The organism is Albidovulum sediminicola, assembly GCF_025751575.1.
Lineage (GTDB): Bacteria > Pseudomonadota > Alphaproteobacteria > Rhodobacterales > Rhodobacteraceae > Albidovulum > Albidovulum sediminicola.
In genome coordinates, this window is record NZ_JAOWLA010000016.1 from 58,919 (window position 1) to 82,197 (window position 23,279).

Consider the following 23,279-nt stretch of genomic DNA (forward strand, 5'->3'; position numbering starts at 1 on the left):
GACTATCGGCGCGTCCCTTCGGGGGCGCGCCAACCCAGTTTGAGGAGGTTCGGTTGAGCGACAGCGTTGAGAGCATTGCAGCGTTTCTCGCAACCGTGCATCCCTACGACAGTCTGCCGCGGGACGAACTGGCGCGTGTCGCCGGTTCCTTCAGCCGCAGAGAACTTCCCGGCAAGACCGAGGTCTATGCCTTCGGCGACCCGCTTTCGGGACTTTTCCTGGTCGAGGCCGGCGGGGTCGAGATCCTGGATCGCAACGGCGGGCTCGTCTCGCTGCTGGGGCCGCGCAATTCCTTCGGCGAACGTGGGCTTCTGCGCGACGGTCTGGCCGTGACCTGCGCGCGGACGATCGAGGATAGCCGGCTCCTGCTGCTGCCCGTTGGCGAATTGCGCCGCCTGATCGCCGGGTTCCCGGCCTTCGAGCGGTTCTTCAACCGTGGCCGGGGTGGAGAGGCGCGCGCCAACGATCTGAGCGCGCGCAAGGTTGCCGACCTGATGGCGCGCGATCCGGTGTCCTGCGGCCCGGAAACCCCCGTGGCGGAAGCCGCGCGCCAGATGCGCGATACCCATGTCTCCAGCCTCGGCGTGACGGACGAGGGCGGGCGGCTTCTGGGCATCGTCACGACACGCGACCTGTCGAACCGCGTTCTGGCGGAGGGTTTGGACGGGACCACGCCGGTCAGTGCGGTGATGACCCCCGATCCGGTCACGCTGACGCCCGAGGCGCTGGGGACCGACATCCTGCACCTGATGCTTGAGCGCAAGATCGGCCATCTGCCGGTGGTGCGCGAGGGCAGGCTGGCGGGCATGGTCACCCAGACCGATTTGACCCGCTTCCAGGCCCTGTCCTCGGCCGTCCTGATCCGCGATCTCGCCGATGCCGCGACAGTTGCGGACATGGCGGCGGTCACGGCGCGCATCCCCTCGCTTCTGGTGCAACTGGTCGGCGGCCACAACGCGCATGAGGTCGTCACCCGGCTGATCACCGACATCGCCGATGCGGTGACACGGCGGCTCTTGTCGATGGCGGAGGTCACGCTTGGCGCCCCGCCCGTGCCCTACCTCTGGCTCGCCTGCGGATCGCAGGGAAGGCAGGAACAGACGGGCGTGTCCGACCAGGACAACTGCCTGATGATCGACGACAGCGCGACCAACGACGACATGGCCTATTTCCGCGATCTGGCCAAGCTCGTCTCGGACGGTCTGGATGCCTGCGGCTATGTCTACTGCCCCGGCGACATGATGGCGACGAACCCGCGCTGGTGCCAACCGGTTCGCGTCTGGCGCGACTACTTCCGCGGCTGGATCGCGGCGCCCAACCCGGAGGCGCAGATGCTCGCCTCGGTCATGTTCGACCTGCGCCCGATCGGCGGCGCGGTCAGCCTCTTCGGCAACCTTCAGTCCGAGACGCTGGAGGCGGCGGCGAAGAACTCGATCTTCGTCGCGCACATGATCTCGAACTCTCTGAAACACACCCCGCCGCTCGGGCTCCTGCGCGGGTTCGCGACGATCCGGTCGGGCGAACACCGCAACCACATTGATCTGAAGCACAACGGCGTGGTTCCCGTCGCGGACCTGGCGCGCGTCTACGCACTGCAAGGGCGGCTGACGCCTGCGAACACGCGCGCGCGGCTTCTCGCGGCGGCCGGGGCCGAGGTGATCTCCGCCTCTGGCGCGCGCGACCTGACCGAGGCCTATGACCTGATCGCGGAAACGCGGCTGGCCAACCAGGCCCGCCAGATCAAGGCCGGGCGCAAGCCCGACAATTATCTTGCCCCCTCCGACCTGTCGGATTTCGAGCGCAGCCATCTGCGCGATGCCTTCGTGGTCGTGCGCACGATGCAGTCGGCGGTGGGGCAGGGCAAAGGCATGCTGGGATAGGGCAGGACATGATCTGGGAACTGGTTGCAATGGTGATCGCGGGCGTCGGAGCGGCGGGCGCCCTCTTGCTGGTCGCCCGGATCTTCCGCTGGAAGCTGCCGAAATGGGCGGTCCCGGCGACGGTTGGCCTGGCGATGTTCGCCTTCGCCGTCTGGAATGAATACGATTGGTATCCGCGCGTCCGCGATGAGCTGCCCGAAAGTGTCCGCATCGTTTCGGCCCCCGGCAGCTCGGCCGCCTACCAGCCCTGGACCTATGCCTTCCCGATCGTCCGGCGCTTCGTGGCGATCGATCTGGGCGCCGCGATCCACTCCGAAACCGCGCCGCGGCAATTCGTTGCCCCGGTGATGTTCGTCGAGCGTTGGGCGCCGATCAGACAGCTTCCCTTCGCCTTCGACTGCGAGGGCGGCCGCCGGTCCGACGTGTTCCCCGGCGGCAGGATCGAAGACACGGAATGGCTGACGCCGGGGCCGGAGGACGACCTCCTGGCTGCGGCCTGCGCGGGAGGGTGACATGGCGGACAGCGCGACGAAACCGCGGGTTCTGGTTGTCGAGGATGAAGACAACATCGCCATCGCGCTCGACTACCTGCTGACGCGCGAAGGCTATGATCACGACCGGGTCGCCAATGGCGCCGAGGCCATGCCGCGCATCCGCTCCGATCGCCCCGATGTCGTGCTTCTGGACGTGATGCTGCCCGAGGTCTCGGGCTACGAGATCTGCCAGGACATCCGCATGGACCCCGACCTGCGCGGGGTGAAGATCCTGATGATGACCGCGCGCGGCTCCGCGATGGAACGGCGCAAGGGGTTGGCCCTGGGCGCAGACGGTTTCATCGCCAAGCCCTTTGAACTGAAGGAACTGCGCGAGGAACTGCGGCGGCTGATCGACGCCGAAGGGGGCAACAGCGATGCTTGAGAGACTGGGCCTCCGGCTCAGGGTCTTCCTGTTCTTCGCCTTCCTGGCCACGGCGGGCATCGCGGCCATCGTCCTCGGCCTCTGGGTCGGCTATCACCGGGTTGAAAGCGCGGGGATCGTGTCGGCCTTCGTCATGGCCGGGGCTGTCGGCGGGTTCGCGGTCCTGGGCCTGACCGCCTGGGTCTGGTTCCTGTTCGACGAGAACGTCGCCCGCGCCATCGGCCGTATCGCCGGCGGGATGCGGGCCGAGGCCCATGCGGGCGGCGCGGCGCTTAACGAAAACGCCGCGCGCTACCTGGGCGATCTGGCACCGGCGGCGGCGGCGGTCACGGAAACGCTTAGCGAAACCCGCAACGCCCTCGCTGAAGCCGTGCAGCGGGAAACCGTGCGGCTGGCCGCGGAAAAGGCGCGGCTTGAAACGCTGCTGGCCGATGTGCCGGTGGGGGTGCTTTTGTGCTCCGCCGATCATCAACTCGTCTTCTACAACGGTCAGGCGGTGGACCTTCTGGGCGCCGGCGCGGCCCCTGGCCTTGATCGCTCGATCTTCGCCTATCTGCGCGAAGGCCCGGTGCGGCAGGCGCATGACAGGCTCATCGCCATCGGCGATGGCGAGGCGGCCTCGGACCTTTTGTGCGCAACGGTTTCAGGGGCGCGGGTGCTGGCGGCGCGGATGCGTCTTTTGTCGGACGGCGGCTATGTGCTGACGCTGCGCGATGTGACCGGCGATCTGGCCGCCCATGCGGCGCGCGAACGCCTTCTGGCGGAAATCTTCGACCGCATCCGGCGACCGGCGGCGAACCTGCAGACCGCGATCGGCGTGATGGCCGAGGGGAACCGGTCCCCCGAGGTCGCGGGCGCCATGGTGCATGAGGCGACGACGCTCGTGCACGCGGTCAACGATCTGGCCGCGCGCTACGACGCGGAGCGGGCGGGCTGGTGGCCCCTTCCGATGGTGCGCGCGGCGGACCTGACGGATTCGTTGCGCGCGCGCGCCGAGGCCGCGGGCCTGTCGATGACGACCGGGGCCGCCGACCTCATCCTGCGCTGCGACGGGTTCGAGATCGTGGCGCTGGTCGCGCATCTTGCCGAGGCGGTCGCGGAGGCGACCGGACAGCAGAGCTTCGCCCTGAGCCTTGCCGAGGACGGGGCCGGCGCGGTCATTGACCTTGAGTGGGAAGGCGATCCGATCGCCATCGGCCGCCTCGACGGCTGGCTTGCCGCCCCGGTCGATGCCGCGGCGCCCGATGTCACGGGACGCGCGGTGCTGGACACGCACGCGACGGAATGCTGGCCCGAACGGCGGCCCGGCGGGCGGGCGGTGATCCGCCTGCCGCTGCGCGACGCCCGCCGGGCGGCCCGGCGCCCGGCGCCCATCTCGCGGGCGGTCGTCTATGATTTCGACCTCTTGTCGAAGGGCCGCAGCGCGGCGGTGATGGAGGCGGCGCTCGGCGATCTGACCTATGTCGTCTTCGACACCGAAACGACGGGCCTTTTGCCCAGCCAGGGCGACGAGATCGTGCAGCTTGCCGCCGTCCGTATCGTCAACGGCCGCCGCGTGGAGCGCGAGGCGATGGACCTGCTCGTCAACCCGGGCCGTTCCATCCCGCCCCGCGCGACCGAGGTGCATGGCATCACCGAGGCGATGGTGGCCGATGCGCCCGGCATCGCCGAGGTCGGCCGGCGCTTCCACGACTTCGCCGAGGGCGCGGTACTGATCGCGCATAACGCGCCCTTCGACATGGAGTTCCTCCGCCGCCACGAGGCGGAGATCGGCGCGCGCTTCGACAACCCGATCCTCGACACCGTCCTCCTGTCGGCCGTCGTCTTCGGTCAGGGGGAGACGCACAGCCTTGATGCGCTGACCCACCGCCTGGGCATCACCATCCCGGAAGAGGCGCGCCATACCGCCATCGGTGACACGCTCGCCACCGCTGACGCTTTCCTCAAGCTCCTGCCGATGCTGGAGGCGCAGGGCATCCGCACCTTCGGCGATGTCCTGGCCGAGGTGAAGAAGCACGGGCGGCTGCTCAAGGACCTGAACGCCTGAGAGGGGGGACTCTGCCCCCGTCGCCTTCCGGCGACTCCCCCGGGGTATTTTTGGCAATGAAGAAGAGAGGGGGGCTGGGGCCCCGGGGTGTGTAATCAGGCGAAGGGATCTTCGGGGTAGCCGACGCCGGTCAGGTAGAGCCCCTGGGGCGGGCTGACCGGGCCGCAGCGGGCGCGGTCGCGCGCCTCCAGCGCGTCCCGGACCTGGTCGGGATGCCAGCCGCCGGCCCCGACCCGTTCCAGCGTGCCGACGATCGAGCGGACCTGGTTGTGCAGGAAGCTTCGCGCGCGCAGATGGAAGCGGACTTCGCGCCCGTGGGGAATGTCCCGGGTCTCGATCGTGATTTCGTCCAGCGTCTTCACGGGGCTTTTCGCCTGGCAGAGCGCGGCGCGGAAGGTCGTGAAGTCGTGGCATCCGACCAGGTGGGCAGCGCCTGCCCGCATGGCCTGGGTATCCAGGGGGCCGCGCACCTGCCAGACAAGCCCCGCGTCATGCGTGACCGGCGCCCGGCGCACGATCATGCGGAAAAGGTAGCGCCTCTCTATCGCGGTGAAACGGGCGTGGAAGTCATCGCTTACACGGGCGGCGGCGAGGATGGCCACCGGGGCGGGGCGCAGATGGTGGTTCAACGCCTCGGACAGGCGGAACGGGTCCCAGTCGCGGCTCAGGTCCGCATGGGCGACCTGGCCGGTGGCGTGGACGCCCGCGTCGGTGCGCCCGGCCGCCGCGATGGAGGACAGCCCCGGTTCGAGCTTGGCCAGCGCCGCCTCGACCGCGGCCTGGACCGAGGGTTGGCCGGTCTGGCGCTGCCAGCCCGCGAAGGGGCCGCCATGGTATTCGATCTTGAGCGCGTAGCGGGGCATGGCCCGACCTACCCCGGCGGCACCGTCTTGGCAACGCCCCTACCGCCGGGGGCGGCGGGGCCCTATGTTGGGGAAAAGCGGCAGGCCAAGGGGCGAGGGTACGGGTCTTGGGTATCGGCGATTTCGTGGACGACCTGGCCGCACGGGCCGAGGCGCTGGGCCAGGGGCTGACCGGCGGCTTCGGAACGCGGACGATCCGGCTGGGCGTCACGGGCCTGTCGCGGGCGGGCAAGACCGTCTTCATCACGCAGCTTGTCGCCAACCTGCTGGAGCGGGGGCGCATGCCCGGCCTGCGGGCCGCCGCCGAAGGGCGTATCCTTGCGGCCTTCCTTCAGCCGCAGCCCGACGACACCGTGCCGCGTTTCGACTTCGAAAGCCATCTGGCCGCCCTGACCGGCCCCGACCCGCATTGGCCGGAGGGAACCCGCGCGGTCAGCGAATTACGGCTGTCGCTGCGCATCGCGCCCTCGGGGCTTCTGGCGGGGCTGGGCGGCGAGCGGCGCGTCAACCTCGACATCGTGGACTATCCGGGGGAGTGGCTTCTGGATCTCGGGCTGATGGAGAAGGATTTCGCGCAATGGTCGGGCGAGGTGCTGACCCGCATCGCGGCGCGGGCGGAGGCGGCGGGCTATCTGGACGCCCTCCGCACCATCGACCCCGCCGCCCCGTTCGAGGAGACGCAGGCCAAGGCGCTGGCCGGGCATTACGCAAGCTACCTGAGGGCGGCGAAGGCGGCGGGCTATTCGGACTGCGGCCCCGGGCGCTTCCTGCTGCCGGGGGAGCTTGAAGGCTCCCCGGTCCTGACCTTCGCCCCACTGCCCCGGCCCGACCGGGTGGTGCGCGGCTCGACCTGGCACGAGATGGCGCGGCGGTTCGAGGCCTACAAGGCCAAGGTCGTGCGCCCCTTCTTCCGGGATCATTTCGCCCGGATCGACCGGCAGGTGGTGCTGGTCGATGTGCTGGGCGCGATCCACGTGGGCCCGCGTGCGGTCGAGGACCTGCGCGGCGCGATGGAGGCGGTGCTGAGCGCCTTCCGCCCCGGGCGACCGGGCTGGCTCTCGGCGCTGCTGGGCGGGCGACGGGTGGAACGCATCCTTTTCGCCGCGACCAAGGCCGACCATCTACACCACGCGCAGCATGCCCGGATGACGCGGTTCCTCGCGGGGCTGCTCCGCTCGGCGCGCGACCGGGCGGATTTCGCGGGGGCCGAGACCGCGGCCATGGCCATCGCCGCGCTCCGCGCCACGGTCGAGGAAAGCCATGCGCGCGGCGGCGAGGTGGTGGATTGCGTGCGCGGCCGCCTTCTCGATGGGGGGCGGGAGGCCGCCTTGTTTCCGGGCGAATTGCCGGAAAGCCCCGCCGCCATGCTGGCCGAGGCCCATGGCGGGGCGGAAAGCTGGCTCGATGCCGATTATGCCGTAATGGCCTTCGCGCCCGCGCGGCTTTCGCTTCGGGCGGGGGAGGGGCCGCCTCATATCCGGCTGGACCGTGCAGCAGAGTTTCTGTTCGGGGATCTGCTCTGATGCGGGAATGGTGCGTTGAACGGGGGGCAGGGGGTGCGGGCAGATGAAGCGACCGGTCCTGATCGAACATGACGCACCGGCCTCGGTCGATCCGGCCGCAGCGCCCCCGGTCCCGGACCTGCCGGCCGAGGGTCGCGCCATGCAGCGGGCGGTCGCGGTCGCGGGGCGTCGGGGAAGCGCGCTGGGGCGGTTTGCGCTGGCCACGCTCTCGGCGCTCGTGACCTTCATCGCTTCTGTCATGGCGTGGCGCTTCGTCGAGGGCCTGCTGGCGTCGAGCCCGATCCTCGGGTGGGTGGCGGCGGTCCTGGTCCTGGCCTTCGTGCTCGCGCTGGTCCTTCTGGCGCTGCGTGAGGTGTCGGCCTACCTGCGGCTCGCACGGATCGACCGGCTGTCGCACGCGGTCGATGCCGCCATCGCGGCGGGCGATCTTCAGGCGGCGCGGCGGGTGGTCGGACAACTCGAAGCGCTTTATGCCGGGCGCGAGGACGCGGCCTGGGGCCTCGCGCGGCTGAAGGACCAGGGGCGCGACGTCCTTGATGCCGACGCCCTGATCGCCTTGGCAGAGGGCGAGTTGATGGGGCCGCTCGACAAGGCCGCGCGGGCGGAGATCGAGGGCTCAGCCCGGCAGGTCGCGGCGGTGACGGCGATCGTCCCCTTGGCTCTGGCCGATGTCGCGGCGGCGCTTTTTGCCAACCTGCGCATGATCCGCCGCATCGCGGAGATCTACGGCGGGCGTACCGGCGCCTTCGGGGGCTGGCGGCTCCTGCGCCGGGTCATGGCGCATCTGGTGGCGACCGGCGCCGTCGCGGTGGGGGACGACCTGATCCATTCCGTTGCGGGCGGGGGGCTCTTGGCCAAGCTGTCGCGCCGCTTCGGAGAGGGGGTGATCAACGGCGCCCTGACCGCACGGGTCGGCATCGCGGCGATGGAGCTTTGCCGGCCCATGCCCTTCCGCGCCCTGCCCAGGCCGCGCGTGACCAACCTGATCAGCCGCGGGCTCGCGGGGTTGTTCTCCGGCGGGGGGCAGGAAAAATCCTGAGCGACCTGAGGCGGAAATCGGCTATCACTTGGGAAAAGGCGGGATATCGCCGGCACAAAGGGGGCAGGGCATGATCTTCAACATCTTCGATGACCTCTTCTTCCTCGCGCTGTACATGGCGATTCCCGTAGCCGTCATCGTGCTTTTCGTCGCCCTTTCGCGGCTGAAGGGCCGGGTGGCGACCCTTGAGGCGCGGATCGGGGAACTCGCGCGGCTGGCCGATGCGGTGCGCACTCCGGAAGCCGCAACCCCGGTCGAACCCGCCCCCGAGCCAGCGCCCTTCGCCCTAGAACCCGAACCGGTGCCCGAGGCTGCGGCACCCGCGCCCGCTGAGCCGGAAGCACCGGAAACCGCCCCCGTTTCCGGCCCCTGGTCAAGCCTTCCCCCCGAGGAAGAGAGGCCGCCGTTCGCCAGGCCGCAGCCTTCGCCCGAGCGCGTGTCGGCTCTCGGCACCTGGATCGTCGCGAACTGGGTCTATGTCGTCTCGGCCCTGTCGCTGGCGCTCGCGGGGGTCTTCTTTGTCCAATACGGGGTCGAGAAAGGCCTGCTGCCGCCGCCCGTGCGGGTTCTTGGCGCGATTCTTTTCGGCCTGATCCTGATCGCCGGCGGGGAATGGGTGCGCCGTCGCTGGGGCGACGACAGCGGCGCGGTGACGGCCTATGTCCCCTCGACGCTCTCCGGCGCCGGGCTGGTGTCGATCTTCGCGGGCATCCTTGCCGCACGCCAGCTGTATGGTCTGATCGGGTCGGAGACGGCCTTCGCGGGGCTTCTCCTGACGGCCGCGCTGGCGGTGGTCCTGGGCTGGTTCCACGGGCCGTTCCTGGCGGCTGTCGGTTTGATCGGCGCGGCCGCCGCCCCCTTTGTCGTTGGGGGCGAAAGTGAGGCGCCCTATTGGCTTTACGGCTACTTCACCCTGCTGGCCGCGATCGGGCTGACTGTCGACACGATCCGCCGCTGGGCCTGGGTCTCGGTGCTTGCTCTGGTGCTGGGCTATGGGGGAACCTGGCTCGTGCTTGCAGGCGCCGGGGGCGCAGGCTGGGCGGGGCTGGCGCTTGTCGCACTGGCCGGGGTCGCGGTCTGCATCCCCGCGCGCGGGTTCATGCCCGACCACCAGGGCCCGACGCTGGCCGAGGCGGTACTGCGCCGCGCCGCCAAGCCGTTGTTCCCTACCCAACTTGCCGCAGGCGCCATCGCGCTGTCGGTGGTCTGGCTGGTGGACATGGCGACCGGGACCGGTGCCGAAAGCCTGCTGATCCTGCTCTGCCTCGCGGCCTTGGCGCTGGCCCTCATCATCTGGGCCGAGGGGGCGCCTGCGCTGAGCGATCTGGCAGCCATCCCCGCCGCAGGTTTCCTGTTGCGCCTGGGGTTCGAGGGGCTGGACCACGGGCCGCTGGCCGCCGAATACGCGGCCCGGGCCATCGCCCTCCGCGCCCCCGAGACCGCGCCCCCGATGACGGCGGCCCTGCTTCTGGCGTTGGCCCTTGCGATCACACTGGCCGCCGCGCGGCAAAGCGCACGCGCGTCGCAGTGGCGGGCCGGCTGGGCGGCGGGTGCGACCCTTGCGGCGCCGCTTGCCGCGCTGGTGCTGGAGCTGTTCTGGAACCCCTCGGCCGTTCTCGGGGCGTATACCTGGGCGCTGCATGTCATCGCGCTGGCCGCCCTGATGGCCGGTCTGGCGTTGCGGTTCGCCGCCGCCGACGGAGAGGACCGCCGCCGTGCGGCCTACGCGGTGCTCTCGACCCTGTCGCTTGTGGCGCTGGCGCTGTTCCTGATCCTGACGAAAGGGGCGCTGAGCCTCGCGCTCGGGGTTCTGATCGTGGTCGCGGCGGCGCTCGACCGGCGCTTCCGCCTGCCCGAAATGGGCTGGTTCATCCAGGCCGCCGCCGCGGTGCTGACCTGGCGGCTGGTGATCGACCCGGGCCTCGACTGGGCCGTCGATCGCGGCCCCCTGTGGGAGGTCATGGCCTCTTACGCGGGCGCGGTCGCGGCGGCAGGTGGCGCGCTCTACCTCTTGCGCGATCTCGACCGGAAGGTGGCGCGGGTGTTTCTGGAAAGCGCGCTTTGGGGATACGCGGCGCTTTTTGCCAATGTGATGCTCTTGCGCTGGCTTCTGGATCGTGGCGGCGACGCTTTTGTGTCGCATTGGGGGTTCACGCTGAACGCTCTGCCCTGGCTCATCACCATGCTGGCCCAGCTTCACCGCGTGCAACTGGGCGGCGCGATGCGCTGGCTGCGCTGGGCGATCGCCGTGGTCGCCGGGTTGCTTGCCGCTGGGGGGCTGGCACTGGCCGCGATCCTCGCAAACCCGCTTTGGGGCCTGATCGGCGGGCGCAGCGACGATGTCCTCGGTCCTCCGATCCTCGATACGCTGTTTGTGGCCTATGCCGCGCCGGGGCTGCTGATCCTGCTGGCGCTGACCCGGCTTCGCCATTTGCACAAGGCGCTGCGCGTGCTGCTGGCCATGGGCGGCGTCGCACTTGTGTCGCTTTACACCGGGCTTGAGATCCGCCGCATCTGGCAGGGCCGCGACCTGAGCGTCGATGGCGTCCTGCAGGGGGAGCTTTACAGCTACACCGTCGCGCTGATGGTCGTGGGCGCGGGGCTGCTTTACTATTCCTTGCTGCGCGGCTCGGTTGGCTATCGGCGCGGGGCGATGACGGTGATCGCGCTGACCATCGCCAAGGTCTTCCTGATCGACATCTCGGGGTTGACCGGGCTGACGCGGGTCTTTTCGCTGCTGGCGCTTGGTCTGGCACTGATCGGCCTGGGGCTTCTGAACCGCTGGGTCGCGGCACGGCAGGGGGGGGCGCGCGACGGCTAGCGCAGCTTCGGGACGCCGTCGTCGAAGCGTGTCGTTTCCACCACGCCGTAGCGCAGGCCCTGTCCGATGCGGTGCGCGAGCGCCGACCAGGCGGCGGCGGTTTCGGGCCTCAAGTTGCGCCTGAGCACGCTGTCGAACAGCCCCAGCCAGGGGTCGAACATGCCCGGCCGGACGTTCCCGGCCGCCTTGTGCACCATCAGCGGATTGCCGTCATAGCTCTTCTCGAACAGGATCGCGTTGCGCCAGAAGGCGGCGATCTTGGCTTCATGCGCGGGCCAGTCCGTCACATGGGCGGCGAAGACGGGACCCAGGCCGGGATGTTCACGGATGGCCGCGTAGAACTCGGTCACGACGGTCTCGATCTCTTCCGGCGTGATTTCGAAGCGCGGAGGCAGGGGGCGGGGCGGCGGCATGACGGGTCCTTTCGGCCCCATTCCTGCGCCGAAAGCGCCGCAGGGGCAAGGGACGCTTTGCCGCGCCCCTTTACCAACGCGGGCGGCCTTCGTATAAGCCCCGGCCATGAGGCGCATATCCGCGATCATCATTCGAATTACCTGCCCGGCGCACTGAGCCTTCAGTCGCCGGGACAAGGCGTATGAGCCCTCGCGCCGCCCCTGATCCGATCCCCTTGCCAAGGACGCAAAAGATGTGCGCCGACACGCCTGAAAAGACCGCACCCGATTACCGCGATACTGTCTTCCTGCCCGAAACCGACTTTCCCATGCGCGCGGGCCTTCCCCAGCGCGAGCCCGATTGGCTCGCCCGCTGGGAACGGATCGGCGTCTACGACCGCCTGCGCGAAAAGGAAGGGCGCGCGCCCTTCACGCTCCACGACGGCCCTCCTTACGCAAACGGTCACCTGCACATTGGCCACGCGCTCAACAAGGTGCTGAAGGATATGGTCGTGCGGTCCCAGCAGATGATGGGCAAGGACGCGCGCTACGTCCCCGGCTGGGACTGCCACGGCCTGCCGATCGAGTGGAAGATCGAGGAGCAGTACCGCGCCAAGGGCCTGAACAAGGACGAGGTCGAGACCGTCGCCTTCCGCCAGGAATGCCGCAAGTTCGCCGAGGGCTGGATCGACATCCAGCGCGAGGAGTTCAAGCGCCTGGGCGTCACCGGCAACTGGGCCGACCCTTACCTGACCATGGCCTACCACGCCGAGGCCGTGATCGCCGAAGAGTTCATGAAGTTCGTGATGAACGGCTCGCTCTACCAGGGCTCCAAGCCCGTCATGTGGTCGCCGGTCGAAAAGACCGCGCTGGCCGAGGCCGAGGTCGAATACCACGATCACACCAGCCACACGATCTGGGTGCGGTTCCCGGTGGTGGCGCCCGAGAACCTCGCGCCAGAAGGGGAAGATGTGATGGCGAGGATGGGCGACCCTAACGTCCTTTCCGTTCTAATCTGGACCACGACCCCCTGGACGATCCCGCAGAACCGCGCCGTCGCCTTCAACCCCGAGATCGCCTACGGTCTCTACGAGGTCGGCGCGGTGGCCGAGAACGCCTCGGCCAAGACCGGCGAAAAGCTGATCGTGGCCGACAAGCTGGCCGAAAGCATCTTCACCGCGGCCAAGGTCGAAAGCCACACGCGCCTGCGCGATGTGAGCGCCGAAGAACTCCGCGCCCTGACGCTGTCGCACCCCTTCCGGGGCGTCGATGGCGCGAACGGTGAGTGGGACTACGACGTGCCCATGCTGCCGGGCGATCATGTCACCGATGACGCGGGTACGGGCTTTGTCCACACCGCGCCTTCGCACGGGGACGACGACTATCAGCTTTTCCTCAGGTTCCAGGGGCCGAACTATCCGGACCTCCAGATGACCTATAACGTCGAGCCGGACGGGACCTACCGTATCAGCCTGCCGCTGTTCGGCGGGCAGGCGATCATCCAGCCCGACGGCAAGGAAGGCCCGGCCAACGTCTCGGTCATCAAGCAGCTGGCCTACGCGGGCGCGCTCTTTGCCAAGGGGAAGGTCAAGCATTCCTACCCGCATTCCTGGCGGTCCAAGGCGCCGCTGATCTACCGCAACACGCCGCAGTGGTTCGTCGCGATCGACAAGAGCCTGGACGACGGCATGGGCACCTATGGGGACACGATCCGTAAGCGGGCGCTGAACTCCATCAATCAACTGGTCGAGTGGACCCCGGCCACGGGCCGCAACCGCTTGCATTCGATGATCGAGGCGCGGCCCGACTGGGTGCTGTCGCGCCAGCGTGCCTGGGGCGTGCCGCTGACCTGCTTCGTCAAAAAGGGCGCGCAGCCGACCGACGCGGACTTCCTGCTCCGCAATCCGGAGGTCAACGCCCGCATCAAGGCCGCCTTCGAGGCCGAGGGCGCGGATGTCTGGTATGTGCAAGGATTCAAGGAGAAGGCGCTTTCCGGCATTGTCGATCCGTCCGAATATGAACAGGTCTTCGACATCCTCGACGTGTGGTTCGATAGCGGCTCCACCCACGCCTTCGTGCTGCGCGACCGGCCCGACGGGACCGAGGACGGGCTGGCCGACCTTTATCTGGAAGGCACCGACCAGCACCGCGGCTGGTTCCATTCCTCGATGCTTCAGTCCTGCGGCACCAAGGGCCGCGCGCCCTACCGGGGCGTGCTGACCCATGGCTTCACGCTCGACGAAAAGGGCATGAAGATGTCGAAGTCGCTGGGCAACACGGTGGCCCCGCAAGAGGTGATCGGCGAATACGGCGCGGACATCCTGCGTCTTTGGGTGGCGCAGTCGGACTACACGGTGGACCTTCGGATCGGGAAAGAGATCCTGAAGGGCACCGCCGACAGCTACCGCCGCCTGCGCAACACCATGCGCTTCCTGCTGGGCAACCTCGCCGGGTTCGCCGAGGAGGAGCGGGTCGCGCCCGCCGACATGCCGGAACTGGAACGCTGGGTCCTGCACCGGCTGGCGGAACTCGACCACGTCGTGCGCAAGGGCTACGCGAAATACGACTTCCAGGGCGTGTTCCAGACGCTCTTCACCTTCTGCACGGTGGACCTGTCGGCGGTCTATTTCGACATCCGCAAGGACGCGCTTTACTGCGACGCGCCGACCGCGCTGCGCCGCCGCGCGGCCCGCACCGTGCTCGATATCCTCTTCCACCGGCTGACGACCTGGCTCGCCCCTATCCTCGTCTTCACGATGGAGGAGGTCTGGCTTTGCCGCTTCCCTGGCGAGGCGTCCTCGGTCCACCTGATCGACATGCCGGAAACGCCCGCCGACTGGCTGGACGAACCGCTGGCCCGCAAGTGGGACGCGCTGCGCCGCGTGCGCCGCGTCGTCACCGCCGCGCTGGAGATCCAGCGGACCGCCAAGGTCATCGGCGCCTCACTTGAGGCCGCGCCGGTCGTGCATGTCGAGGACGCGGAGGTTCTGGCGGCGCTGAAGTCGGTCGATTTCGCCGATATCTGCATCACCTCGGACATCCAGCTGACCGCCGACCCGGCGCCGGAGGAATCCTTCCGCCTGCCCGAGGTCCCGGGCGTCGGCGTCGTCTTCGAGAAGGCGGACGGGGAGAAGTGCCAGCGGTGCTGGAAAATCCTGCCCGATGTCGGCAGCCATGCCCATGCGGGCACCTGCCACCGCTGCAACGACGTCCTGGGGTGATGCACCAGGCGGCCTTCGACGGGCCGCTTGGCCGGCTGGTCCTGACCGAAGCGGACGGGGCCATCACCCGGCTGGAATGGGCGGTGGCCGTCCCTGAGGGCGGCTCGTCCCTGCTTGAGGAAGCCTGCCGACAGCTTGGCGATTACTTCGCCGGGACGCGGCAGGCTTTCGACCTTCCCATTCTCTTCCCCTCGGGGCTGGTCGGCGCCGTGATGCGGGCGATGTGTGCCATCCCCTTCGGCGAAACCCGCACCTATGGCGATCTGGCGAAGGAGCTTGGCGCGCCGGCGCAGGCCATCGGCCAGGCCTGCGGCGCAAATCCGGTTCCGGTCATCGTGCCCTGCCACCGCATCCTGGGGGCCAGCGGCCTTGGCGGGTTCTCGGCACCCGGCGGCGTGGAAACAAAGGTCGCGCTTCTGAAGCACGAAGGCGCGGCGTCGCTGCTGATCTGAGGGGGCGGCGGCCTATTCCCGTTCGGGCAGGACCTGCTGCGCGACGCCCGCGACCAGCAGGTAAATCGAGGTCACGGCAAGGCCCCAGTGCGCCAGGCTGCCCGATGCGAAGTCAAGCCAGGCCGACCAGCCGGCAAAGCCCGTCCAGGCAAGCGCCATGGGCAGCGAGACACTCCGCCAGCGCTCGGTCCGGACGGGGTGGATGAACTTCAGGTTGGTGAACATCGTCGCGGCCAGCACCACGATGATGGCCGTGATCAGGTAGAAATTGGGCTCCAGCGCGAACAGCACCAGCACCACCATGTTCCAGCAGGCCGGGAAGCCCGCGAAGGAATTATCCTTGGTCTTCATGCGGGTATCGACGAAGTAGATGGCGCTTGCATAGGTGATGACGATGATGGCGAGCCATCCCGTCCAGCCCGGAAGCAGCCCCGACTGAAAAAGCGCGAAGGCCGGGATGAAGACATAGGTCAGGTAGTCGATGATCAGGTCCAGCAGCACCCCGTCATAGGTGGGCCACTGGGTCTTGACGTGATAGCGCCGGGCCATCGGGCCGTCGATCCCGTCGACCACCAGCGCGACCACGAGCCAGAGGAACATCATGCTCCATTTGCCCTCTGCCGCCGCCAGCATCGCGAGCATCGAAAGGACCGCGCCGGTCGCCGTAAAAAGGTGAACGAGAAGGGCTTTGATAGGAGGCGTCATGGGACCCTCTTGGCGCAAAAGCCGGCGTGGCGCAACCGCTCAGGCACGGGGATGGGCCTTTTCGTAGACTTCCATCAGCCTCGCTGCATCCACGGCCGTATAGGCCTGGGTCGTCGAGAGCGAGGCGTGGCCCAGAAGTTCCTGGATCGCGCGCAGATCGCCGCCGGCCGCCAGCAGATGGGTCGCGAAACTGTGGCGCAGGGCATGGGGCGTGGCGCTGGCGGGCAGGCCCAGCGCGCCGCGGGCAAGCTCCATCGCCCGCGCGATCAGGCGGGGGTTGAGCGCCCCGCCCCGGGCCCCGCGAAAGAGCGCAGCGGCGGGTTCGTCCACCACCGGGAAGGGGCAAAGCCGGACATAGTCAGCCACCGCCGCCTGCGCCGCCGGCAGGACCGGCACGATGCGTTCCTTGCCGCCCTTGCCCCGGATACGCAGGACCGCCGGAAGCCTTGCCTCCGCCCCCGTCAGCGACATCGCCTCGGATATGCGCAGCCCACAGCCGTAAAGCAGCGTCACGACCGCCGCGTCGCGCGCCGCGACCCAGTCTTCGCGCGCCATTTCGGCCACGGTGCCAATCACGGCGCGGGCGGCGTCCTCGGCCAGCGGGCGCGGCAGCTTGCGCTGGTAGCGCGGGCTGCGCGCGGCCAGGACCGCCGTCGCGTCGAAGCCCTCGCGCTCGGACAGCCAGCGGTAGAAGCCCTTGACCGCCGAGAGCGTCCGCGCGGCGGAGCGGGCGGAGCTTCCCGCCCCGCGGATCTGGGCGAGAAACGCCCGCATGTCGGATTGCGATGTGTCCTTCAGGCGACCGAGGCCCAGGGCCTCACCGTGATGCACCGCGAGGAAGGCGAGGAAGCCCGAAACATCCGCCTCATAGGCCCGAAGGGTGTTGGCCGCCGCCCCGTCCAGCGCCTTGAGATGCGACAGCCATCCCGCCAGAGCCTCGCGCAGCGCCGGAGAGATCGCGAGGCTCATGCGCGCGCCCCCGCGCTCAGCCCAGCCAGCGGCGCATGGCGCGTTCGAAGACACCCGCGAAGAAGGTCAGAAGGTCGGTGCCATGGCTCGGGCGGAACTGCTCGCCGTCCTCGGAGCCCAGCGCCAGCATCCCGGCCATCCGCCCCGCACCAAGGTCGAGCCGCATCAGCGCCTCGGACCCGATCCACTCGGCCTTGTCGCCGTAAAGCGCCGCGAGGTTCGGCTGGACTGGCCTGAGGACGACTGAACGCCCGCCCGCCGGGCGGCCGCCGCGCATGTAATCCTCCACGAAACCGGGCTCCGCCACCACGAGGACGTCGCGGAAGCGTTCAAGGGCGGCCCCTTCGTCCGCCTGGGCGCTTTCCAGCACAAGGCGAATGGATTCGACGCGCAGGATCTGGGTGAGTTCGGTTGCGAGACAGGACAGAAAGGCCTCGAAGCTCGGCGGTTCCAGAAGCGCCAGGACGGCGCGGTGGATCTGGTTCGTCCCGGCAAGGTTTTCGTAGGCCGCCGCGATCACGCTGCGATGGGTGTCTTCGAGCCGGTCCAGGCGCGCCTCGAGCCGCTCCATCGCGACCCCGCGCAGATCCACGACATTCGCCCCCATCGCGCGCTCATTGGCGGCGATAAGGGCGCGCATCACGTCGCGATCCTCAAGGATCGCTTCCGGCCTGGCCATGATCTTGGCACGCAGTTCTGCTGCGATCGCCGCGCTTTCCGTCATGTCCGCCCCTTTATCTGCCTGATCAGACTGACTTTTCGCCTACTATACACCTTCTCAGATGATTTTCTGCCCCGTTTTTGCCCAGTCCTTCATAAACTGGTCGAGGCCCTTGTCGGTCAGGACGTGGCTCGCCATCGACTTGATCACCGAGGGCGGCGCGGTCACGACATCCGCGCCGATCTTGGCGCAGTCGATGACGTGGTTGACCGAACGGACCGAGGCCGCGAGGATCTCGGTCTCGAAGGCGTAGTTGTCGTAGATGATCCGGATATCCTCGATCAGGTCGGTCCCGTCGTAGTGGATGTCGTCGATCCGGCCGATGAAGGGCGAGATGAAGGCGGCCCCGGCCTTGGCCGCGAGGATCGCCTGCGCGGCGGAGAAGCAGAGCGTGACGTTGACCTTCAGCCCCTCGGATGCGAAAGCCTTGCAGGCGGTGAGCCCGTCCCAGGTCAGCGGCACCTTGATCGCGATGTTCGGTGCGATCTTGGAAAGCTTCAGCCCTTCGGCGATCATCGCCTTGGCCTCGAGGGCCACGACTTCGGCGGAAACAGGGCCCGAGACCATGTCGCAGATCTCTTTCGTCACCTCGATGATGTCGCGGCCCGACTTCAGGATCAGCGAGGGGTTGGTGGTCACGCCATCGACCATGCCCAGGTCGTTGAGTTCCTTGATGGCGGCGGTGTCGGCGGTATCGACGAAGAATTTCATGGCGGTTCCCCGGATGGCAGCTGCTGTTTGCGGCCCTTCTAGCGCAAGCCCGCCTCTGCCGGAACCCTTCTTTGGAGGGGGGTGTTGACGGATCGGGACTTTTTCCACGACGGCGAACTGGTCGCGGTGCTGACGACCGAGCCGCTGGGCCGGGCGCTTGACTACCGCGCGCCGGCGGGGGGCTGCTTCGCGGGCGCCTTCGTCGAGGTGCCGCTGGGCCCGCGCCGGGTGATGGGCGTGGTCTGGGGCGCGGGCGAGGGGGGCTTCGACCCGGCGCGTATCCGGCCCGTGACGCGGGTCCTGGACGCGGCGCCGATGGGGGCCGCCATGCGCGCTTTCCTGGAACGCGCCGCGGACTACACGCTGACGCCCATGCCCGCCATGCTGCGCCTGGCCACCCGCGCGCCGGGGCTTGCCGATCCGCCGGGGCCGCGCAAGGTCTATCGCAAGGGCTGGTCGGCGCCCGATCGCCTGACGGACGCGCGCACGCGCGTCTTGGAGGTGCTGGAGGATTACGGCGGCGCGGCCTTTACCCTTGGTGAGCTTGCGGGGCTGGCGGGGGTATCCTCCGGCGTGGTCAAGGGCCTCGTGAAACAGGGGGCAGTGGCGGAGGAGGACGCGCCCCGCGATGTCCCCTATCCGCGCCTTGATCCGGACCAGCCGGGCAAGGCGCTGGCCGACGATCAGGCGGGGGCCGCCGGGACGCTCCGCGCCGCGGTGGCGGGTGGGCGTTATGGCACGACGCTCTTGAAGGGTGTCACCGGGTCCGGAAAGACCGAGGTCTATCTTGAGGCCGTGGCGGAATGCCTGCGCCAGGGGCGTCAGGCCCTGGTCCTCTTGCCGGAAATCGCGCTGACGGCCGAATTCCTGAACCGGGTGGAGGATCGATTCGGGGCGCGCCCCGGCGAATGGCATTCGGGCGTGACCCAGACAGAGCGCCGGCGGCTCTGGCGCATGGCGGGCGAGGGCGGCGTGGGTCTGGTCGTGGGCGCGCGCTCGGCCCTTTTCCTGCCGTTCCGGGATCTTGGCCTGATCGTCGTCGACGAGGAGCACGACAGTTCCTACAAACAGGAGGACGGCGCGCTTTACAACGCCCGCGACATGGCGGTGCTGCGCGCGTCCTTGTGTGATGCGCAGGTGGTTCTGGCCTCCGCCACGCCTTGCCTGGAAACCTGGGTGAATGCCGAGGCGGGGAAATACGCCCGCATCGATCTGACCTCGCGCTTCGGGGTGGCGGAACTGCCCGAGATGCGCGCCATCGACATGCGCGCCGAGACGCTGGAACCCAGCCGCTGGATCGGTCCGACGCTTGCGGCCGGGGTCCGCGCGCGCATCAAGGCTGGGGAACAGGCGCTTCTGTTCCTCAACCGCCGGGGCTATGCGCCGGTCACGATCTGCCGGGCCTGCGGTCATCAGATCGGCTGCGCGCATTGCGACGCCCGGATGGTTGAGCATCGCTTCCTCAAGCGCCTTGTCTGTCATCAGTGCGGAGAGACGACCCCGATGCCGGAAACCTGCCCCTCTTGCGGGGTGGCGGGGCGGCTGGCGCCGGTCGGCCCGGGGGTGGAGCGGCTGGCCGAAGAGGTCGCCGAACGCTTCCCCGAGGCGCGGGTCGCCGTCCTGTCCTCGGATCTTTTCGCCTCGGCCCGTGCGCTCAAGGACAAGATTGGCGAGATCGCGGGCGGCGGGGCCGATATCATCATCGGCACCCAGCTTGTCGCCAAGGGGCACAACTTTCCGCTGCTCACGCTCGTGGGGGTGATCGACGCGGACCTCGGGCTTCAGGGATCGGACCTGCGCGCGGCCGAACGCACGTTCCAATTGATGCGCCAGGTCTCGGGCCGCGCGGGGCGGGGTGAACGGCCGGGGCTGGCGCTCTTGCAGACCTACCAGCCCGAACACCCCGTGATCCGCGCCATCCTCTCGGGCGAGGAGGAGGCGTTCTGGCGCGCCGAGGCGGCAGAGCGGCAGGCGGCGGGCATGCCGCCCTTCGGACGGCTGGCCGGGATCGTGTTGTCCTCGCCCGATGTCCAGGCGGTCTTCGACTTCGGCAATGAACTGGCGCGTCGGGATGCGCCGCTCAGACGGATCGGGGCGCAGGTCTTCGGCCCCGCGCCCGCGCCTATCGCGCGGGTTCGGGGGCGGCACCGCGTTCGGCTTCTGGTCAAGGCCGCGAAGGGCGCGCCGTTGCAGGCCGCCCTTGCCGAATGGGTGGGGCAGCTGAGGCCGCCGAACAACCTGCGGCTGGCCATCGACATCGACCCGCAGAGCTTCTGGTAGCGATCCGCAATTCGCCCTCGCCAAGGCGCCCCCGGCGGGATATGCCCGGCGCATGGCCCATCCCGTCCTCCCCCTTCGCGAAACCGCCGGCCTGCCGCTCTGGCGCCGGCCGCAGGCGCTTCTCTTCGTGATGGCGGCGGCGATGCCGGTGGCCTTTTCCACCTGGTCGGCGCTTCTGAACAATTTCGTCATCACGGTCGCGGGATTCGACGGGGCCGATATCGGACTGCTGCACACCGTGCGGGAGATCCCCGGCTTCCTTGCCATCGGGGTGATCGCGGTCCTGCTTTTCATGCGCGAGCAGGTCCTGGCCCTGGCGTCCCTGACGCTTCTGGGGGCGGCGACGGCGGTGACGGCCTGGTTCCCCTCGCTTGGCGGGATCCTGGCCATCACGCTGCTGTCCTCGATCGGGTTTCACTACTACGAGACCGTCAACCAGTCGCTGCAACTCCAGTGGATCGACCGCAAGCGGGCGCCGCAGACGCTGGGCTGGATCGCGGCGGCCGGATCGGCGGCCACCTTGGTCGCCTATGTGCTGATCGTGCTGACCTGGCGCCGGTTCGAGCTGTCCTACAACTTCGTCTATCTCGCCTCGGGCGGGTTCACGGCCGCGATCGGCCTCGCTTGCCTGGTGCTCTACCCCCGGTTCGAGGCCCCGCACCCCCAGATCAAGCGCCTGATCCTGCGGCGGCGCTACTGGCTTTACTACCTCTTGCAGTTCTTCGCGGGCGCCCGGCGGCAGATCTTCGTGGTCTTCGCGGGCTTCATGATGGTCGAACGCTTCGGCTTCCGGGTGGATGAGGTGACGGGGCTGTTCCTGATCAACCTCGTCGCCAACATGATCTTCGCCCCGCTGATGGGCCGGGTCGTGGCAGCCTGGGGTGAGCGGCGGGCGCTGATCTTCGAATATGCGGGGCTCGTCGGGGTGTTCCTGGCCTATGGCGGGATCTACCTGTTCGGCTGGGGCGTGGTGCTGGCTGCGGCACTTTACGTGATCGACCATTTCTTCTTTGCGCTGGCCATCGCGCTCAAGACCTATTTCCAGAAGATCGCCGCGCCCGAGGATATCGCGCCCACGGCGGCCGTGGCCTTCACGATCAACCATATCTCGGCCGTTGTGCTGCCGGTGATCCTTGGCCTTGTCTGGGTCGCGCAGCCCGCCGCCGTGTTCCTGATCGCCGCGGGCATTGCGGCCGCGTCGCTGGGGCTGGCGTTCCTGATCCCGCGCCATCCCGAGCCCGGGCGGGAAACCCTTCTGACGCGCCCTTTGCCAGTCCCCGCCGCGTGAGCTGACACATCATCTGCCGTTAATGTGAACGCGCGCGGATAGATCGCGGCGCGCGGGCACCCTATAATCGCCGCGATTGACGCGCAGGAGGAGCCCAGATGCTCAGGGATATGTTCGCGCGGCCCAGCAGGATGCCCACCAGCGAGGAGGCGCTGCCTGGCCGAAAGGACCCGATTCCGACGGCCGAGTTTCATTTCATATCTGGCCTGCCGCTCGATGCCCCCGTGCCGCCGGGGATGGAGGAGGCGATCTTCGGCATGGGGTGCTTCTGGGGCGTGGAGCGGAAGTTCTGGCGGACCGAAGGCGTTTGGCTGACCATGGTCGGCTATGCCGCCGGGATCACGCCGAACCCGACCTACAAGGAAACCTGCACCGGGTTGACCGGCCATAACGAGGTCGTGCGCGTCATCTACGACCCCGAGGTGGTGAGCTACGAGGCGCTGCTCAAGGTCTTCTGGGAAGGGCACGACCCGACGCAGGGCAACCGGCAGGGCAATGATGTGGGGACCCAGTACCGGTCGGGCATCTATACCTTCACCCCCGCCCAGGCCGAGGCGGCCAAGGCCAGCCGCGCGCTTTACGGCGAAAAGCTGGCGGCGGCTGGATACGGACCGATCACGACCGAGATCCTGCCTGCTCCGACCTTCTATTTCGCCGAGGACTACCACCAGCAGTACCTCGCTAAGAACCCTGATGGCTATTGCGGCATCGGCGGCACGGGCGTTTCCTGCCCGATCGGCCTGCCTGAGGCGCGGGCATAAGATCTATCGGCTGGTGCTGGATCGCGTGCTGGCCGCGTCCGCCTCCATCCGGTCAAGCAGGATGTTCAGGCCATGTTCGAACATGGCGCGATGGTGATCCTTGCCGAAATAGGCGCCGATCGCGGTGATCGCGGGGAAGTCGGCCCGTGCCCTTTCGCCCGCCACCGGGTCCACGGCGGAAGGTCCCTTGGCATAGCCCATCGCTTCGTCGATCGCCGCGCCGGTGACATAGTAGCTGATCGCGCGGAAATGTAGCGCCAGCGCCTGTCCGCCAAGGCCCGAGGCCGCCATCATCCCTACGATGTCCTCAAGGAAGGCCATGCCGGCCGCGTTGTTCAGCCGGAACGTCGCGAAGTAGAGAATGAAGCCGGGGTGTCGAAGCGCCGTCTGCCGGTAGCTTGCGCAAAAATCGAAAATACGCGCCCGCCAGGGGGCGCCTTCGGGCGGGATCGGGGTCTCGCTGATGCAGATCCCGACCAGCGCCTCGAAGAGATGCGCCTTGGAGGGGTAGTAGTGATAAAGGCTCATCGCCTGGCAGTTCAGACGGGCGGCGAGATTGCGGAAGCTGAATCCATCCAGCCCGGCCTCGTCCACAAGGGCCATGGCCTCTTGCGCGATCCGCTCGGCGTTGAGCGGTTCGCGCCTCTTCCTTCCCGGGTTTTGGCTGGTCTCCGGCATCGGTCCCCTG

The 23,279-nt window shown here is 68.5% G+C and carries 19 protein-coding genes; 12 read left to right on the top strand and 7 right to left on the bottom strand.

The features are described from left to right. Nucleotides 1-53: 53 nt before the first annotated feature. From OE647_RS15795 to OE647_RS15810, 4 genes are read left to right on the top strand one after another with little or no spacing between them, the layout of a single operon-like run. Complete coding sequence (locus tag OE647_RS15795; protein WP_263722724.1) at nucleotides 54-1,880, top strand: putative nucleotidyltransferase substrate binding domain-containing protein; 1,827 nt, start codon at nucleotides 54-56, stop codon at nucleotides 1,878-1,880. Between the two features lie 8 nt (nucleotides 1,881-1,888). Beyond that, complete coding sequence (locus OE647_RS15800) at nucleotides 1,889-2,392, top strand: hypothetical protein (RefSeq protein WP_263722725.1); 504 nt, start codon at nucleotides 1,889-1,891, stop codon at nucleotides 2,390-2,392. Nucleotide 2,393: 1 nt separating this feature from the next. After that, on the top strand, nucleotides 2,394-2,798 hold the full coding sequence (locus OE647_RS15805) for a response regulator transcription factor (protein ID WP_263722726.1): 405 nt from the start codon (nucleotides 2,394-2,396) through the stop codon (nucleotides 2,796-2,798). Then, on the top strand, nucleotides 2,791-4,845 hold the full coding sequence (locus OE647_RS15810) for a 3'-5' exonuclease (protein WP_263722727.1): 2,055 nt from the start codon (nucleotides 2,791-2,793) through the stop codon (nucleotides 4,843-4,845). Before OE647_RS15805 ends, OE647_RS15810 begins: the two co-directional genes overlap by 8 nt. A 95-nt stretch (nucleotides 4,846-4,940) precedes the next feature. Here OE647_RS15810 and truA read toward each other — a convergent pair whose 3' ends face one another. Continuing rightward, nucleotides 4,941-5,708, bottom strand: coding sequence for a tRNA pseudouridine(38-40) synthase TruA (truA, locus tag OE647_RS15815; protein ID WP_263722728.1), 768 nt, complete (start codon nucleotides 5,706-5,708; stop codon nucleotides 4,941-4,943). Nucleotides 5,709-5,815: 107 nt separating this feature from the next. Here truA and OE647_RS15820 point away from each other — a divergent pair, with 107 nt between their 5' ends. The 3 genes from OE647_RS15820 to OE647_RS15830 all read left to right on the top strand — a co-directional run bounded on the left by OE647_RS15820 (nucleotide 5,816) and on the right by OE647_RS15830 (nucleotide 11,091). Next, the gene (locus OE647_RS15820) at nucleotides 5,816-7,231 is read left to right on the top strand and encodes a YcjX family GTP-binding protein (protein WP_412174965.1); all 1,416 of its coding nucleotides are present in this window, start codon (nucleotides 5,816-5,818) and stop codon (nucleotides 7,229-7,231) included. A 43-nt stretch (nucleotides 7,232-7,274) separates the two neighbouring features. After that, a complete protein-coding gene (locus OE647_RS15825; RefSeq protein WP_263722729.1) occupies nucleotides 7,275-8,270 on the top strand; it encodes a YcjF family protein in 996 nt (331 codons plus the stop codon). A 70-nt stretch (nucleotides 8,271-8,340) separates the two neighbouring features. After that, nucleotides 8,341-11,091, top strand: a complete 2,751-nt coding sequence (locus tag OE647_RS15830) for a DUF2339 domain-containing protein (RefSeq protein ID WP_263722730.1) — start codon at nucleotides 8,341-8,343, stop codon at nucleotides 11,089-11,091. Here OE647_RS15830 and OE647_RS15835 read toward each other — a convergent pair. Next, entirely contained in the window at nucleotides 11,088-11,504 is a 417-nt protein-coding gene (locus OE647_RS15835) for a group III truncated hemoglobin (RefSeq protein ID WP_263722731.1), read from the bottom strand. The two genes, OE647_RS15830 and OE647_RS15835, sit on opposite strands and share 4 nt — an antisense overlap. A gap of 233 nt (nucleotides 11,505-11,737) precedes the next feature. On the opposite strand from OE647_RS15835, the gene ileS reads away from it, so the two are divergent. Both ileS and OE647_RS15845 read left to right on the top strand, forming a co-directional pair. Next, nucleotides 11,738-14,704, top strand: a complete 2,967-nt coding sequence (gene ileS, locus OE647_RS15840) for an isoleucine--tRNA ligase (RefSeq protein ID WP_263722732.1) — start codon at nucleotides 11,738-11,740, stop codon at nucleotides 14,702-14,704. Then, nucleotides 14,704-15,156: a methylated-DNA--[protein]-cysteine S-methyltransferase gene (locus OE647_RS15845; RefSeq protein WP_263722733.1), complete on the top strand. Its 453-nt coding sequence runs from the start codon at nucleotides 14,704-14,706 to the stop codon at nucleotides 15,154-15,156. Before ileS ends, OE647_RS15845 begins: the two co-directional genes overlap by 1 nt. A 12-nt stretch (nucleotides 15,157-15,168) precedes the next feature. Here OE647_RS15845 and OE647_RS15850 read toward each other — a convergent pair whose 3' ends face one another. The 4 genes from OE647_RS15850 to fsa are packed head-to-tail and all read right to left on the bottom strand — an operon-like array spanning nucleotide 15,169 to nucleotide 18,262. Next, nucleotides 15,169-15,861 (bottom strand): CDP-alcohol phosphatidyltransferase family protein, encoded by a 693-nt coding sequence (locus tag OE647_RS15850; RefSeq protein ID WP_263722734.1) that lies wholly within the window; start codon nucleotides 15,859-15,861, stop codon nucleotides 15,169-15,171. Between the two features lie 39 nt (nucleotides 15,862-15,900). Next, on the bottom strand, nucleotides 15,901-16,830 hold the full coding sequence (locus tag OE647_RS15855) for a tyrosine recombinase XerC (protein WP_263722735.1): 930 nt from the start codon (nucleotides 16,828-16,830) through the stop codon (nucleotides 15,901-15,903). A gap of 16 nt (nucleotides 16,831-16,846) precedes the next feature. Further along, the gene (locus tag OE647_RS15860) at nucleotides 16,847-17,554 is read right to left on the bottom strand and encodes a DUF484 family protein (RefSeq protein WP_263722736.1); all 708 of its coding nucleotides are present in this window, start codon (nucleotides 17,552-17,554) and stop codon (nucleotides 16,847-16,849) included. A 54-nt stretch (nucleotides 17,555-17,608) separates the two neighbouring features. Beyond that, nucleotides 17,609-18,262 (bottom strand): fructose-6-phosphate aldolase, encoded by a 654-nt coding sequence (gene fsa / locus OE647_RS15865; protein WP_263722737.1) that lies wholly within the window; start codon nucleotides 18,260-18,262, stop codon nucleotides 17,609-17,611. Between the two features lie 84 nt (nucleotides 18,263-18,346). Between fsa and OE647_RS15870 the strand changes: the two genes are divergently transcribed. The 3 genes from OE647_RS15870 (at nucleotide 18,347) to msrA (ending at nucleotide 22,591) form a co-directional block, all read left to right on the top strand. Beyond that, complete coding sequence (locus OE647_RS15870) at nucleotides 18,347-20,542, top strand: primosomal protein N' (RefSeq protein WP_263722738.1); 2,196 nt, start codon at nucleotides 18,347-18,349, stop codon at nucleotides 20,540-20,542. A gap of 52 nt (nucleotides 20,543-20,594) precedes the next feature. Further along, entirely contained in the window at nucleotides 20,595-21,830 is a 1,236-nt protein-coding gene (locus OE647_RS15875; RefSeq protein ID WP_263722739.1) for an MFS transporter, read from the top strand. A gap of 98 nt (nucleotides 21,831-21,928) precedes the next feature. Next, complete coding sequence (msrA, locus tag OE647_RS15880; RefSeq protein WP_412174966.1) at nucleotides 21,929-22,591, top strand: peptide-methionine (S)-S-oxide reductase MsrA; 663 nt, start codon at nucleotides 21,929-21,931, stop codon at nucleotides 22,589-22,591. Between the two features lie 3 nt (nucleotides 22,592-22,594). On the opposite strand, the gene OE647_RS15885 is transcribed toward msrA, so the two are convergent. Continuing rightward, nucleotides 22,595-23,269, bottom strand: coding sequence for a TetR/AcrR family transcriptional regulator (locus tag OE647_RS15885; protein ID WP_263722740.1), 675 nt, complete (start codon nucleotides 23,267-23,269; stop codon nucleotides 22,595-22,597). Between the last annotated feature and the right edge of the window lie 10 nt (nucleotides 23,270-23,279).

Bases quoted from the DNA above. Each gene is read 5' to 3' on its own strand.
- OE647_RS15860 (WP_263722736.1), bottom strand. From the start codon at position 17,554: ATGACGGAAAGCGCGGCGATCGCAGCAGAACTGCGTGCCAAGATCATG.
- OE647_RS15805 (WP_263722726.1), top strand. From the start codon at position 2,394: ATGGCGGACAGCGCGACGAAACCGCGGGTTCTGGTTGTCGAGGATGAA.
- ileS (WP_263722732.1), top strand. From the start codon at position 11,738: ATGTGCGCCGACACGCCTGAAAAGACCGCACCCGATTACCGCGATACT.
- fsa (WP_263722737.1), bottom strand. From the start codon at position 18,262: ATGAAATTCTTCGTCGATACCGCCGACACCGCCGCCATCAAGGAACTC.
- OE647_RS15850 (WP_263722734.1), bottom strand. From the start codon at position 15,861: ATGACGCCTCCTATCAAAGCCCTTCTCGTTCACCTTTTTACGGCGACC.
- OE647_RS15845 (WP_263722733.1), top strand. From the start codon at position 14,704: ATGCACCAGGCGGCCTTCGACGGGCCGCTTGGCCGGCTGGTCCTGACC.
- OE647_RS15855 (WP_263722735.1), bottom strand. From the start codon at position 16,830: ATGAGCCTCGCGATCTCTCCGGCGCTGCGCGAGGCTCTGGCGGGATGG.
- msrA (WP_412174966.1), top strand. From the start codon at position 21,929: ATGCTCAGGGATATGTTCGCGCGGCCCAGCAGGATGCCCACCAGCGAG.
- OE647_RS15825 (WP_263722729.1), top strand. From the start codon at position 7,275: ATGAAGCGACCGGTCCTGATCGAACATGACGCACCGGCCTCGGTCGAT.
- OE647_RS15800 (WP_263722725.1), top strand. From the start codon at position 1,889: ATGATCTGGGAACTGGTTGCAATGGTGATCGCGGGCGTCGGAGCGGCG.
- OE647_RS15810 (WP_263722727.1), top strand. From the start codon at position 2,791: ATGCTTGAGAGACTGGGCCTCCGGCTCAGGGTCTTCCTGTTCTTCGCC.
- OE647_RS15885 (WP_263722740.1), bottom strand. From the start codon at position 23,269: ATGCCGGAGACCAGCCAAAACCCGGGAAGGAAGAGGCGCGAACCGCTC.
- OE647_RS15830 (WP_263722730.1), top strand. From the start codon at position 8,341: ATGATCTTCAACATCTTCGATGACCTCTTCTTCCTCGCGCTGTACATG.
- truA (WP_263722728.1), bottom strand. From the start codon at position 5,708: ATGCCCCGCTACGCGCTCAAGATCGAATACCATGGCGGCCCCTTCGCG.
- OE647_RS15875 (WP_263722739.1), top strand. From the start codon at position 20,595: ATGGCCCATCCCGTCCTCCCCCTTCGCGAAACCGCCGGCCTGCCGCTC.
- OE647_RS15835 (WP_263722731.1), bottom strand. From the start codon at position 11,504: ATGCCGCCGCCCCGCCCCCTGCCTCCGCGCTTCGAAATCACGCCGGAA.